Source organism: Williamsia muralis NBRC 105860 (assembly GCF_001598915.1).
Taxonomy (GTDB): domain Bacteria; phylum Actinomycetota; class Actinomycetes; order Mycobacteriales; family Mycobacteriaceae; genus Williamsia; species Williamsia muralis.
The window spans coordinates 14076-27522 of sequence record NZ_BDAP01000010.1 but is presented as its reverse complement, the minus strand read 5'-3'; the positions used below and the strand labels follow the sequence as shown (position 1 = coordinate 27522).

Here is a 13447-nt window from a genome sequence, read left to right as displayed (position 1 = left end):
GGGTGTCACAGCTCGATGTGTTTACCTCGCGCGCGGAGCGGGCCTGTCATCTTGAGGAGGGTCCTTACCCGTTGTATCGAGTAGTCGGTCTGAGCTGCAAGGTCGCGGATGCTCGCACCGGCTTCGTATTCCTGGCGGAGTTTCTTGGCTGCGAGTTCGCGTTCCTCACCTGCGAGCCGTTGGTGCTTGCGCACCGGTGCCACAATCTCGCCACCGGCATAGCCCTTGTGAACCTGTCCTCGCGGAGTGGCGTTCTCCTCCGACTCGTCGCCCCAAGCCGTCCATCCCGGCTGAGGGTGACGGGCGAACATCTCCAGGTACGGACCCGGTGAGCATGCTTCGATGAATCCGTACTGCTCGTCGGGTTTGCGCGAGTGCTCTCGCTTTCTGGTCTCGATCATGTTGACCTGGCTCCGGGCCGGGGCCAACGTTCGCATGGACCCTTTGACCCCGAACAAGATCAACTCGGTGACGTTGCGGAAGTAAAATCCGACACCCCGGCCATCTGGTCCGCCGTCTTTGCGGCGTTTAGCCCACACGACATTGCTCACGTACCGAAAGCCCCAGGCTTCGAGAACCTGCATCCCTTCAGGAAGAAGTGCGTTTGGCACCCAGAGGTACAGATGTGCGTCCTTGGCGGCGACGTCGGCCACGGGCAGAGCCTTGATCCCGTCGAGGTCCATGGTCGAGTATCGATCGAGGCGACGATGCTCGGGGGCTACCTTGCCCGTGCGATTGGTAAATCGCCAAGGGGGGTCGGCCAAAATGGTCTTGAATCCACCGTCTGCCACAGGTAGGGGCGGCGGAGCGAGCTCGGGACGGAGCGGTTCGGCGGCGGTCATGCAACGGACCTTAACAAGTAGATCTGACAAGAGATCTAATTGGGCTCGGCGTGGCGCGCCTTCTCGTTCCCGTGGTGTGTCCGACAACGGTGCAGTCGGGACTTCAGCAGGGAAGTCCCAGTCGCGTCGCGAGAGGTCTGCCCGGACCTTGGTCGATGTCGAGGTCCCCGCCAGCTGCAACACGATCCGGTGTCGAAACAGGCGGTGGTACTGACACCGTCGGTCCTTCTCCGACGCACTCGGATCTTACTGCGTTGCAGAGTTCTTCCGCCGAACCAACGAAGTGGGGCCGTAGTACCAAGCACTAAGCGACTGCTGCAGTCGCTGGGTGGGGCGCGGAAAGTTGCGATCGGGGAGTCCAGCTCCGATCGTCCCGGATAAGGGCCCACAGGACGTTGGTGCGGCGGCGAGCGAGGGCCATGACGGCGCTAGTACCGCGTTTACCTTCTGACTTCTTTTTCTCGAAGTAGAACTTAGACTCCGGGCAGTACCTGATGCTGTTGAGGGCGGACAGGTACATCACTCGTCGCAGTTGACGGTTGTATCGGTGCGGTCGGCGGTGTCGTCCCACGGCTTTTCCCGAATCGTGAGAGACCGGGGCCAGTCCCGCGTAGGACGCGAGGTGGTTCGCTGAGGCGAAGGAGTTGATGTTTCCGATCGCGGCCAGGAACTCGGCGCCCAGGCGAGGTCCCATGCCGGGCAGGCTGATTACGATATGAGCGAGCGGATGTTGACGGAAACGGGCGTCGATCTTGGCGTCGAGCTCAGTGAGTAGAGCGTTGAGTCGTGAAACCTCTTGTGCCAATTCGGCGACTAGCTCTGCGGCCAAGTCAGCTGCGGGCAGCTTCACGGTTTGAGCTTTGGCTGCGCCCACCGCAGCTTCGGCTATTTTCTGTGCTGTTGTGGCTCGTAGCCCCGCGTTGGTGAGCATCGTTGTTAACCGCGATACTCCAGCACGCCGAATGGCTTTGGGGTCCTGGTAGCGGCGCAGCAGAATGAGCCATCCGTGATGATCGGCGACCTTAGCCGCCCGTTCCAACGCCGGGCACACCGATGTCAGTTGCTGGCGGAGTTGATTAATGGTTCGTATCCGGTCGGCCACGACATCGGCGCGCCGAGTGATGAGGATGCGCATCTCGCGAACCAGGGTGTCATCGGGCTGCAGTTGAACCAGGTCGCTCCGCATCCGCGACTGATCGGCGATCACCCGCGCATCCTTGGCATCTGTCTTGCCCTCGCCCCTGTACCCCGCTGACGCCCGGTGGACAGCACTACCCGGCAGGTACCGGACCTTGTGGTCGAATCCGTGAAGTACGGCCAATAGTAGCGATGCCTCAACGGCGATCAGGTCCACTGTCCAGGCGATCTCACCCGCTCCCAGTACTTCGACCTCATTGATCAAAGCGCGGATATCGGTCTCGTCGTTGAAAACCCCGCGGGACATGAGGATATCGCCCGCACTGTCGAGGCAACATGCCCAGTGCACCTCTTTGCCGACATCAACACCTACGAAGATTTTGTTCATTCACTCGCCTCCAGCACACGGTTCGTACAGGTCAGCCCGAGACGATCCACCCGCAGATCCTTAAACAGCGACGATTTCGCAGGTCTCAATAGTGCGGCCCGGAAAGTCCGGGCTGGGCGGGCGGCCACTCCAATCGAGCCTCACCTCACGCGGTAGGCAACCTGTGACAAGCCATACCCGCCCAGCCTGGGCGCCCAGCAAACTACCGGACGAAATTACGTTAAGGACCTGTGACCGTGAATACCGATACTAAGCGCTCAACTGTGCAGCAAATGGCGGTTGTCACCGCGATCGCCGTAACGACATTGCTTGCACTGGGCAGCTTCATCTTGAGCTTTTCAGCGTTGTGGGACATTGCAACCGAGATCTGGCCACAGCGAGAGCTGTCTTGGATCGCACCTGTCATCGTCGACGGCACCATTTTGCAAGCGACCATCTCTTTGGTCGCAGCTGCCGGCGACGAATCCAGGCGTTCCCGACAGTTCTTCTGGTTCCTCCTGACTACCGCGGCCGCCATCAGCATCGCCGGCAACGCCCTTCACGCGTATATCTCCGAGACCGCCCGCCTGGATCCGATGGTCGCCGTCATTGGCGGCACGATTCCGCCAGCGTTCTTACTCCTGTCGACCCATGGTCTCGTTCTGCTCCTTCGGCTTCGACCTGAACATGCTGCGCCAAGCGTCCAAGAGGTCGAAGACCACCTCGCAACCCTGCAGGAGATCGCACCAGCCGGCCACCCCGATCCCGTGGACGCTCGAACCGTTGGTGACTTCGTCGAACCGGCCCGCCGTCTCCGGGAAGTCACCAATGCGACAACGGAACCGTCCACCATTGCGCACATCCTGTGGCTCAACCACTCTCAGCCCCACCAGACTCGGCGGGCGCTCGCCAAAAAGGTGAACGTTCACCACGGCACCGTCAGCCGCATCCTGGATGCTTGGGGAGAACACCGCGAGGACATCGACGGGGTTGATCAAGAACCGGCACGGCAACCAGTCATGGCGTAGCAGCCGAGGACGGGCTGTCGGCGGGGGATGAGAACATCGTTTGATGGCGTACCCACCTGAACCAGGCGAGGGACAACCTGGGCTCGTCCTGCTGCCCGACGACCGCTACACCAACAGCGATGACCTGATCATTCTGAAACGGCCTGATCCGCCGGTATCCTCAGCGCAGTAGCGCTGGGACATTCGGTTACACGATCACCGTTAACCCAGGACCGAACCGCTCTTGGGCGGCAACGATCGCCGCCTGCGCGGTCGAGTAGTCGGTAGGGGAGTGCTCGACAGGGCTGTCGTGGGCGGCTGCAGGCACCGACTTCCACGACCACATCCGAGAGTCTCGGTTAAGCCGCACAACAACTCTCATGGCTGAGTAGTACCCATTCGAGGAGGCCTGATCGCCTCGGCCGGCACCCACAGACATGACGCCACCGTGACGGCGGCATTGGTGCTCGCGATGCTGACTCGCACCACACCCATCCACACCCCGCGAGAGGACAACGCCCACGCGAGCTGTTCGCCCGCCTGGTAGTGCTCGATTCTGAGCCCGTACGCGCGCTCAGTCAGGGTGACCGGTCGGGCGCCCACCATCGGGAAAGCCCAGCCCAACGCCGCAATCATGTCGACTATGACGGGCCGCGGCGGAGTGAAGACTCGCACGGTGGGGGCCATCCCCCGCATGTCGAACATAGGTTCGATACTATCTCAGGAGGCGCGGGCCGATGAGGTGTGAAAAGCCTGGGTGCCTCTGTGTCTGTCAAGCGATGAAGCGTTCGAATTCTGTTGGTACGAACAGTTTGGTTGGCATCTGCGCTAGTGGCAGCATGAGGGGTCGAGGACCTGGCGAAGTGCTTGCAGAGCGTCGGTGTGGGCGCTGTAGTAGACGTTCATGCCTCGGCGTTCGGGGTGGACCATGCCGGCTTTTTTGAGTTGGCCGAGGTGGTGGCTGACCGTCGGTTCGGACAGGCCGACGGCGACCGCTAGGTCGCAGGTGCACACTTCTCCTGCGGCGTCGGTGAGCAGGATCGACATCAGTTTGATCCGCACTGGATCGGCAAGGGCTTTGAGCCGTAACGCCACTTCCAGGGCTGCGGCATCATCCATCGGTGATGCCGAGACTGGGGCACAGCAGATGGGCGCGGTCATGTCGATCACCGGCAGTGTCTTGGGCATAACTCAATCCTACCCACGCTATTGACATATGTCGAAGAGGTCGGCACTCTTGGTCCCGACGGTAGTTTGATGTATGTCTCACAGGTGGAGGAAGTTATGTCCCGTATGCAGTTGGCACTCAACGTCGACGATCTGGAGCAAGCGGTCGAGTTTTACTCGAAGCTGTTCAATGTTGCTCCGGCCAAACGTAAGCCGGGCTATGCGAACTTCGCGGTGACCGAGCCGCCGCTGAAGCTGGTGCTGTTGGAGAACCCCGGTAAGGGTGAAACGATCAACCATCTCGGTGTGGAGGTGGAGTCGAGCGACAAGGTGCACGCCGAAATCGCGCGCCTGAGTGGCGAGGGTTTGTTCACCGAGGAAGAGATCAACGCGACCTGTTGCTTCGCCACCCAAGACAAGGTGTGGGTGACCGGCCCGGCAGGAGAGAAGTGGGAGGTCTACACCGTCCTAGCCGACTCGGAGACCTTCGGCACCAGCCCACAGTTGCTGGCCGACAACAATACTCAGGTAGACGGCGACGAGTCGCCGTCTACGTGCTGCGGTACCTCCCAGACTGCGCAGGTCAGCGCCGCCTCCAACTAGAGCACTGTCAGCTGGCGTTCAACCAACCTGTGGCGGGCACCGGTGTGGTTGCCCGCCACTCGTGCTCAGCCTGGGTCTGGAAGTCAGGTGGTGAGGCGGGTGTGTAGGTCGGCGACTCGTGCAGCGATGTCATCGCGGACCAGGCGCATCCGTTCGATTCCGTCGATGCCGCGTTCGGAGGGTTCGTCGGTGTCCCAATTTTCGTAGCGGGGTCCGGCGACGACGGGGGGTTTGGCTTCGCGGCCGAGGGTGACCACGACATCCATGTGTGCCAGCAGATCATCATCGATGGCGCGGGGTGTGTTGGCGGAGATGTCTACACCGACTTCGAGGAGCGATTGGGCCGAGAGTGCGTTGATGGCCGACCCGGGAGCGGTGCCCGCGGAATAGACGTCGACCGAGTTGCCGGCGACCTTGCTCATCAGGCCGGCCGCCATTTGCGACTTGCCGCCGTTCTTGACGCAGACAAACAGAACACGAGGAGTCGAACTCATGATGGCAGGCAATCCTTTTCGTTCGGTGGAGCGCTTGGGTCTGGTGGTCAGTAGCGAATTGGTGTTGGAGTGCGCGCCGTCGATGCTGCTAGGGCCTGTAGGGCGCTGACGCCGACGGGTTCGGTGGGCAGCATGGGGATCACGGCAACACGGTGGTGGGCGTCGGTGATGGCCGTAATTTCGTCGAGTTCGGCGTCTGCCCTGCGGGCTAGGAGCGGTGAGGTGGGGTGTGCGGCGGCCAATGAGTTGTTGATGACCCAGGCCCATGGGGTGATGCCGGCGCGTTGCAGGTCCTGCTGCAGGCCTTCGGCTTCCAGGCGCGGGGTGGTCTCGGGGAGCGTCACGACTAGTACTTTGGTGTTGTCGGGACTCTGTAACCGCATCATCGGGGTGGTGAACGAGGCGTTCTCACCCATCTGCCGGGTGATCTCACGGTGGTAGGAGCCGGTCGCATCGAGCAGCAGCAGGGTGTGCCCGGTGGGTGCGGTATCGACGACCACGAAGGTGCGTCGCGATTGGTTGATGACCCGGGAGAAGGCTTGAAAGACAGCGACTTCCTCGGTGCACGGTGACCGCAGATCCTCGGCCAAGGTGGCGCGGCCCTGCTCGTCGAGGTGGGCGCCTTTGGTGGCCAGCACCCGCTGGCGGTACTGCTCGGTCGCCTCGGCGGGATCGATGCGTGAGACGGTCAGGTTGTCGAGATCCTCGGTGAGGGTGTCGGTGAGGTGGGCGGCGGGGTCGGTGGTCGTCAGGTGCACCTGGTGGCCGCGGCCGGCCAGAGCGACTGCGACCGCTGCGGCGATCGTGGTTTTGCCGACACCACCTTTGCCCATGCACATAATGAGCCCGTGGCCCTGGGGTTCGAGGTCGTCGATCAGCGCTGCTAGCGGGGCGTCATCGATGCCGGCAGTGATTTCCGGTTCTGTACCGATGTGGCGATCAGTGGCGGTCGGAGCAAGCAGACTTGCCAGCGCGTCGAGGCCGACGATGTTGGTGGGTTTGAGGTCGATATGGTCGACCGGCAATGCCCGGAGCTCACGGGGCAGATCGGCGATGGCTTGTTGGTCTCGGTCGTAGATGGCTTGTGCGAGTGGGTCATCGGTGTCCGGGCGTGGCAGGACGCCGTTGATGACGACGTGTTGGGTGGTCAGTCCGATGGCGGCGAGTTCGGTGTGGGTGCGGGCGATCTCGGCCAGAGTGGAGTGCTGGGCGCGGGCAACGAGGACGAGGCGGGTGCGGGCCGGGTCCGCCAACGCGGCGACCGCACCTGCGTACATGGCGCGTTGTTTGTCCAGCCCGGACAGTGGTCCCAGGCAGGAGGGGTTACCTTTGCCGGCGGTGAGGAAGTCGGTCCATGATCCGGGTAGTTGCAGCAGGCGGATGGTGTGTCCGGTGGGTGCGGTGTCGAACAGCACGTGGTCGAACCGGGCCAAGGTGTTGTCGTCGTCGGTGAGCAGGGTGGTGAACTCGTTGAACGAGGCGATTTCAGTGGTGCACGAACCGGAGAGCTGTTCGGTGATGGTGGCGAGGTCGGCCTCGGGGAGCAGGCCGCGGACTGGTCCGATGATGCGTTCTCGGTAGGCGGCGGCAGCTTGTTCGGGATCGATTTCCAGCGCCGAAAGGCCCGGCACGGCAGGGATTGTGGTGATGGTGTTGCCGATCGTGAGTCCGAACACCTGGCCGACGTTGGAGGCCGGATCGGTGCTCACGAGCAACACATTCTGGCCGGCGGCGGCCAGGGTGATGGCCGAAGCGCACGCGATGGAGGTTTTCCCGACACCGCCTTTGCCGGTGAAGAACAGAAAGCGGGGTGCCTGGTCGAGGAATGTGGGGGAAGGCACGGTCAGCAGCAACCGCTCGCAGCGGCGGCGCCGGGAGCGCAGCCTCCGCTGGTGTCGGTGAGGGTGAGCAGTCCGGCACCTGCGGCCGGTGCGGTCGCGGGAGTGTCGACCGGGGCGGTGAGCCCGGCCCAGGAGGCCAGCTGATCGCGGGTGGGGTAGCGGCCGGTCATCGCGGTGACACCGTCCACCAGCACCAGCGGCAGGCCTTGGGATCCGGAGAGGTGCAAAAATGCGGTGACCGGTTCGCGTTCGGCGAAGGCCATGGGTTCGCTGGCCAGATTGAATCGGGCGATGTCGGCGCCCTGGGTGCGGAGCCAGTCCAGGTCGGCGGTGAAGGTGATCAGGGCTTGATCGACGTCGTCGCCGCAGACACCGGTGGCACAGCACAGTGCCGGTTCGAAGATTTCAATTGTCATGTAGTGCACGCTTTCTAACAGGTTGATCAGGCGGTGGTGGCGACGGGCTGGTTGGCAGCAGCGAGGGTGTTGGTGGTGATGTCGCCGCGGTCGGCGAGCCAGCGTTCGGCGTCGATGGCTGCCGCGCAGCCGGTCCCGGCGGCGGTGATTGCTTGCCGGTAGGTGTGATCGACCAGATCGCCGGCGGCGAACACCCCATCGATCGAGGTGGCGGTGGTGGGGGGCTGCACTTTCACGTAGCCGGCGTCATCGAGGTCGACTTGGCCGGTGACCAGTGCGCTGCGCGGGTCGTGACCGATGGCCACGAACATCCCGGTCGCCGCGAGGGTGGTGTGTTCACCGGTGATGGTGTCGCGGACAACGAGTCCGGTGACACTGCCCTCGCCGAGGACCTCGATGGGTGCGGCGTTGGTGACAAACCGGATCTTGTCGTTGGCTCTGGCGCGTTCGAGCATGATCCGCGACGCCCGGAACTCGGTACGGCGGTGGACCAGAGTGACGCTGCGGGCGAACCGGGTCAAGAAAGTGGCCTCTTCCATCGCCGAATCACCGCCGCCGACGACCACGATGTCCTGGTCCCGGAAGAAGAACCCATCACAGGTCGCACACGCGCTCACCCCACGGCCGAGGAGTTCCTGTTCCCCAGGAATGTTCAGGTAGCGCGCTGCGGCGCCCATCGCCAGGATCACCGCATGAGCGTGGTAGGCCATCCCGCCGACGTGCACTGTTTTGATCGGCCCAGCGAGCTCGAGCTGGTCGACGTCTTCGGTGCGGATGTCGGTGCCGAACCGTGTTGCCTGCTCGCGCATCTCATCCATCAACTCCGGGCCCGTGATGCCACTGCGGAACCCGGGGAAGTTCTCTACCTCGGTGGTGGTCATCAAAGCGCCGCCGAACTGGCTGCCCTCGAACAGCAGCGGTGCCAGTTCGGCGCGGCCGGCGTAGATACCGGCGGTGTAGCCGGCGGGCCCAGAACCCACGATGATCAGTTCGTGCACGGTGTCGGTCATAGCTCTCCTGGTCTAACAATCAGCAGATCAGTGGGCGGCGGACGCGGAGGTGAGTTCGTCGACGAGCGCTTGCACGCGGACTTTGATTTCGTCGCGAATCGGCCGGACCGCTTCCACGCCTTGACCGGCGGGGTCGTCGAGGACCCAGTCCCGGTAGCTTTTGCCGGGGAAGATTGGGCAGCTGTCCCCGCATCCCATGGTGATCACTACATCAGAGGCCTGCACCGCGTCGGTGGTGAGGATCTTCGGTGTTTGGGCGGTGATGGATACCCACCTCGGCCATCGCCTCGACAGCGGCCGGGTTGATGGTGTCGGCGGGGGCGCTGCCCGCGGAGCGGACCTCGATCGCATCGCCAGCCAGGTGGGACAGGAAACCGGCGGCCATCTGCGAGCGGCCGGCGTTGTGGACACAGACGAACAACACGCTGGGAGTGGTGGTCATGGGAGTCGAGATCCTTTCATCAAAGCGAGAAGACGGTAGTGGGGGAGGTTAGGCGGGCACGGGAGTGGTCAACTCGCGCAACAACTCCTGGACTCGGGTGTCGAGGTCGTCACGAATAGCGCGCACCACATCGAGGGATTGGCCTTGCGGGTCGTCCAGGGTCCAGTCGAGGTAGCGTTTGCCTGGGTAGATCGCGCAGGCATCGCCGCAGCCCATCGACACGACCACATCGGCGGCGGCCACAACATCGTCGGTCAGCGGTTTGGGGTACTCAGCTCCCAAATCCAAACCGCTCTCGGCCATCGCTTCGATGACCATCGGGTTGATGGCATTGACCGGTGCCGACCCGGCTGAGCGCACATGCACCCGGCCCTGGCCGTAATGGTTGAGAAGTGCTGCGGCCATTTGTGATCGGCCGGCGTTGTGCACGCAGATGAACAACACCTCAGGCACATCTTTGGGCGCCTCACCCTGGGATTGGGCCAGCGCGGTGAGCCGGTCGGCGGCAAACCGGCCGGCCAAGGTCGGCAGGTGGTTGTGGATCGTGGAAGTGCGCCGCAGCGCAGTGTAGGACTCGAACACGTAGCGCTCCACCGTTTGCGGGGAGAACACACCCTCGTACTTCTCAGACAGAACCGCAGCAGTGCGCGACAGCAGCGCTTGGGGCATCAACAGTTCGGGTTGAGCGCGGTGTTCAGACATCAGGACTCCTTGGTCACAGACGAGACGGCGGTGGGGGCGGGGGTGAAGCGTTTACGCAGGGCGAGTGAGACGTACACCAGGCCAACGAGCACCGGGACCTCGATCAACGGGCCGACCACCCCGGCTAATGCTTGTCCGGAGGTGACGCCGTAGGTGGCGATAGCCACAGCGATCGCGAGTTCAAAGTTGTTGCCTGCGGCGGTGAACGCGAGGGTGGTGGTGCGTTCGTAGCCCAACCCCAATGCCGCGCCCAGGGCGTAGCCGCCGCCCCACATGATGGCGAAGTAGGCCAGCAGCGGGAGCGCGATCCGCACCACGTCCCACGGCTTGGAGGTGATCTGGTCGCCTTGCAAGGCGAAGAGGATGACGATGGTGAACAGCAACCCGTACAGCGCCCACGGGCCGATCTTCGGCAAGAACTTGTCCTCATACCAGGTGCGGCCCTTGGCTTTTTCGCCGTAGCGGCGGGTCAAGAACCCGGCGAGCAACGGGATACCGAGGAAGATCAATACTGATTTGGCGATCTGCCAGGGGGAGGCGTCGATGGTGGTTTGTTCCAGGCCGAGCCAGCCGGGTAGCACCGACAGGTAGAACCAGCCCAAGATCGCGAACATGATCACCTGGAATACCGAGTTGATCGCGACCAGCACTGCCGCGGCTTCGCGGTCACCGCAGGCCAGGTCGTTCCAGATGATGACCATCGCGATGCAGCGGGCCAGGCCGACGATGATCAGGCCGGTCCGGTACTCGGGTAGGTCGGGCAACATGAGCCAGGCCAATGCGAACATCAGTGCCGGTCCCAGCACCCAGTTCAACACCAGCGAGCCGATCAGCAGCTTGCGGTCACCGGTGACGGTGTCGAGGCGGTCGTACCGCACTTTCGCCAAGACCGGGTACATCATGATCAGCAGTCCGATCGCGATGGGCAGGGAGATGCCATCGATCTCGACCGCGCTCACCACATCGTCCAGGCCCGGAATCATTCGGCCCAACAGTAGGCCGGCGACCATCGCCACTCCGATCCATACCGGCAGGAACCGATCCAGGGTCGACAGTTTGCCGACCACGGCCGGGTGCTCGGCGGTGCTCTGGCTCATGCGTCGACCTCCGCCTGGGTCTCGGCCGGCACCGTCATGGTGCTCTCCACCAGGAGCACCGCCGACAGTTGCTGCAGCGCCGAGGGGATCACCCAGTAATAAACCCACGTGCCTCGGCGTTCGCAGTCGAGCAGACCGGCCGAGCGCAGCACCTTGAGGTGATGGGAGATCGTGGGCTGGGACAGGTCGAACGAGTCGGAGAGATCGCAGACGCACGCCTCACCGCCCGCGTGACTGGCGATCAGGCTCAGCATCCGCAACCGGACCGGATCGGCCAACGATTTGAACATCCGCGCCAGATCAGCGGCCCAATCCTCGGTCAACGGCTCACGCACCAGCGGAGAACAGCACGCACCGCCCTCAGATCCCTCTTGTATCGACATACTTCAATATTGACAGGTGTCGATATACGCTGCAAACCAACAACAGGTGAACGCTGCAGCGAGCTGCCCGGGCACGGGCGGGCATCGCCCTCGGAGGAAGCCGCAGGTGCAGACTCGCCCAGCCGCAGCGACAAGTTATCCACAGAAACTGTGCAACACTGATGACGCGCTAGAACTATGCGCACAACCGGCCACTGGCCGGTTTTTTTGTGCCCGCTGACCGTCTGGCCAGCATCGGGCCATCACCCTGTCACGCATCGCCGACCGGCACGCCCTCGTGGTGGCTGGTCTCGTCGGCGTGCGCGGCGCACCTCACCTAAGGGGTAACCAAATGTTCGGAGACGTCTCTGCGTTCTGCGTCCTGGGACTGATCGCTCTCACTCTGCTCGGGGTGGGTGTTCTTCCGCTGCTCTACCTCGTGGTCCTCGGTGGCCGCGAAGCACCGGTGCGACGCGTCGAGCGCTTGCTCAAAGCCCTCGCTGTGCCGGTGCGGGCCTGGCGCCGGAAGTAACACCTATATCCCTGCCATGGAGACGCTGATGTCGCCGTAAGGCGCCGCGCACCCACTGGTTGCGCGCCCTCCAACCCCCTGGGCGTTCTTGCAAGCCCCGTGGTCGAACCCAATTCGACGCACGGGGCTTTTTCATGCCCAAAATAGGTCGCCACGGGTTCTTATTCATGCGCACACCCCAGCTAGCGAACCCATGTTCGAACGCCTAGTACGCTCTAGGCGAGCGGGGACCTGGCGCACTCACATCGATTCGGGGTACGCGGGAAGCAGGTCCCCGCCCCTTCGCCGCCACACCGGAATAGCCGTCGCAGGCGGGTGTTGCGCCGCGACGACCGGGGATCTGTCGAGGTTTACATCGCTGGGCTTTCGAGTTGCTGGAGTGCTTGCCATCGTCGGTGGTCGTCGCACATGGTGCGCCAGAGTTTCTTTGCGACTTGGCGTTTGAGGCAGCGCATGGCTGACCGGCGGGTCATCCCGGCGTCCATTTTGGAGTGCAGGTAGGTGTAGCCGGGACTGTTGGCGTTGATGCTCTGGCACACGGCGATGATGTGGATCGCTGAGTTCAGTGTGCGGTCGCCGTCACGGGAGAGGCGGTGGCGGCTGGTGTCGGCGGAGGCGACCTGAACGGGGGCGGTACCGGTGTAGGTGGCGAACGCCGATTCGGACTGAAACCGGAATGGGTTGCCAGTGCGGGCGATGATGCGGCCAGCGGTGACGGGACCGCAGCCGAAGATGGTGGTCAGGGTTGATCCGCAGTCGGCTAGCGCATGCTCGGTACGTTCGGTGATGTCGGAGATCTGGACCGTGCACCGCCGGGCATCCCCGACCAGCTCGAGGCCGATCGCACGTCGCACACCGTCAGCAGCGGTGCGGGCCTCAAACGTCCGGAGAAGATGGAACGCCTTCTCCGAGTCGAGATTCTTTGCGGCGCCGCCAGGTAAAAGCTGACGCAGGATCGCGTGAAGTTGATTGATCAGCCGATTCTTGGTGTGCAGCAGGTTGCGGCGGCGTTCATCGAGACCCGTAACACGCTGGTGTAGTCCTCGGCATAGATCGGCCGGCCCTCACCCTGCAGGACCGCGACACAGGCCGCGGCCGCGGCGTCAATGCGATCGTTCTTGCGGCGACCGCCCCTGGAGAGCTGTCGGACACGGGCGGTCGCGGTGGACGGGACATCGACGACCGACTCACCCTGTTCAAGCAACCACAACGACAAATGATGGCCGAGGCCTTTGCCGTTCTCCACCGCCCACCGACGCTCAGGCCACCGACCCGCCCACTCAATCAGGTTTTGGTAGTCCGAGAGAGTGGACTGGATGCGCAACGACCCGAGGTCGACGTTGGTGGCGGGGTCGACGGCGGTGGCGGTGTGGGAGGACTTGTGCGGATCGATACCGATGACGATCATGGGTTCCTTTCGGTGAGCGG

14 protein-coding genes and 2 pseudogenes are annotated in these 13447 nt (G+C 63.3%); 3 read left to right on the top strand and 13 right to left on the bottom strand.

Annotation, left to right across the window (positions count from 1 at the left end):
• Positions 1-5: 5 nt before the first annotated feature.
• Positions 6-842 carry an MT-A70 family methyltransferase gene (locus WIMU1_RS24050; RefSeq protein WP_062800879.1) on the bottom strand — a complete coding sequence of 279 codons (837 nt, stop codon included), beginning with the start codon at positions 840-842 and terminating at the stop codon, positions 6-8.
• Positions 843-1146: 304 nt separating this feature from the next.
• Positions 1147-2367, bottom strand: a complete 1221-nt coding sequence (locus WIMU1_RS24045; protein WP_062800877.1) for an IS110 family RNA-guided transposase — start codon at positions 2365-2367, stop codon at positions 1147-1149.
• A 230-nt stretch (positions 2368-2597) separates the two neighbouring features.
• Here WIMU1_RS24045 and WIMU1_RS24040 point away from each other — a divergent pair, with 230 nt between their 5' ends.
• Positions 2598-3374 carry a DUF2637 domain-containing protein gene (locus tag WIMU1_RS24040; protein ID WP_133248759.1) on the top strand — a complete coding sequence of 259 codons (777 nt, stop codon included), beginning with the start codon at positions 2598-2600 and terminating at the stop codon, positions 3372-3374.
• A 357-nt stretch (positions 3375-3731) separates the two neighbouring features.
• On the opposite strand, the gene WIMU1_RS24035 is transcribed toward WIMU1_RS24040, so the two are convergent.
• Positions 3732-4058, bottom strand: a complete 327-nt coding sequence (locus WIMU1_RS24035; protein ID WP_062800875.1) for a hypothetical protein — start codon at positions 4056-4058, stop codon at positions 3732-3734.
• A 123-nt stretch (positions 4059-4181) separates the two neighbouring features.
• The gene (locus WIMU1_RS24030) at positions 4182-4541 is read right to left on the bottom strand and encodes an Rv2640c family ArsR-like transcriptional regulator (protein WP_030174469.1); all 360 of its coding nucleotides are present in this window, start codon (positions 4539-4541) and stop codon (positions 4182-4184) included.
• Between the two features lie 96 nt (positions 4542-4637).
• On the opposite strand from WIMU1_RS24030, the gene WIMU1_RS24025 reads away from it, so the two are divergent.
• On the top strand, positions 4638-5123 hold the full coding sequence (locus WIMU1_RS24025) for an ArsI/CadI family heavy metal resistance metalloenzyme (RefSeq protein ID WP_062800873.1): 486 nt from the start codon (positions 4638-4640) through the stop codon (positions 5121-5123).
• 83 nt (positions 5124-5206) lie between these two features.
• Here WIMU1_RS24025 and WIMU1_RS24020 read toward each other — a convergent pair whose 3' ends face one another.
• The 8 genes and pseudogenes from WIMU1_RS24020 to WIMU1_RS23985 all read right to left on the bottom strand — a co-directional run bounded on the left by WIMU1_RS24020 (position 5207) and on the right by WIMU1_RS23985 (position 11508).
• Positions 5207-5617 carry an arsenate-mycothiol transferase ArsC gene (locus tag WIMU1_RS24020; RefSeq protein ID WP_030174475.1) on the bottom strand — a complete coding sequence of 137 codons (411 nt, stop codon included), beginning with the start codon at positions 5615-5617 and terminating at the stop codon, positions 5207-5209.
• A 47-nt stretch (positions 5618-5664) separates the two neighbouring features.
• Positions 5665-7458, bottom strand: coding sequence for an arsenical pump-driving ATPase (arsA, locus tag WIMU1_RS24015; protein ID WP_062800972.1), 1794 nt, complete (start codon positions 7456-7458; stop codon positions 5665-5667).
• Positions 7459-7460: 2 nt separating this feature from the next.
• Positions 7461-7874, bottom strand: a complete 414-nt coding sequence (gene arsD, locus WIMU1_RS24010; protein WP_062800970.1) for an arsenite efflux transporter metallochaperone ArsD — start codon at positions 7872-7874, stop codon at positions 7461-7463.
• A gap of 26 nt (positions 7875-7900) precedes the next feature.
• Complete coding sequence (trxB, locus tag WIMU1_RS24005) at positions 7901-8884, bottom strand: thioredoxin-disulfide reductase (protein WP_062800871.1); 984 nt, start codon at positions 8882-8884, stop codon at positions 7901-7903.
• Between the two features lie 27 nt (positions 8885-8911).
• A pseudogene (locus WIMU1_RS24000) lies at positions 8912-9326 on the bottom strand (arsenate reductase ArsC).
• A 48-nt stretch (positions 9327-9374) separates the two neighbouring features.
• Positions 9375-10028, bottom strand: coding sequence for an arsenate reductase ArsC (locus WIMU1_RS23995; protein WP_030174494.1), 654 nt, complete (start codon positions 10026-10028; stop codon positions 9375-9377).
• Positions 10028-11125 (bottom strand): ACR3 family arsenite efflux transporter, encoded by a 1098-nt coding sequence (arsB, locus tag WIMU1_RS23990; RefSeq protein ID WP_030174497.1) that lies wholly within the window; start codon positions 11123-11125, stop codon positions 10028-10030. Before arsB ends, WIMU1_RS23995 begins: the two co-directional genes overlap by 1 nt.
• A complete protein-coding gene (locus WIMU1_RS23985; RefSeq protein WP_030174502.1) occupies positions 11122-11508 on the bottom strand; it encodes an ArsR/SmtB family transcription factor in 387 nt (128 codons plus the stop codon). Before WIMU1_RS23985 ends, arsB begins: the two co-directional genes overlap by 4 nt.
• Positions 11509-11839: 331 nt before the next feature.
• Here WIMU1_RS23985 and WIMU1_RS23980 point away from each other — a divergent pair, with 331 nt between their 5' ends.
• A complete protein-coding gene (locus WIMU1_RS23980) occupies positions 11840-12019 on the top strand; it encodes a hypothetical protein (protein WP_030174504.1) in 180 nt (59 codons plus the stop codon).
• A gap of 350 nt (positions 12020-12369) precedes the next feature.
• Here the strand turns inward: WIMU1_RS23980 and WIMU1_RS26975 are convergent.
• Positions 12370-13427 (bottom strand): annotated as a pseudogene (locus tag WIMU1_RS26975) (IS110 family RNA-guided transposase).
• Positions 13428-13447: the final 20 nt, after the last annotated feature.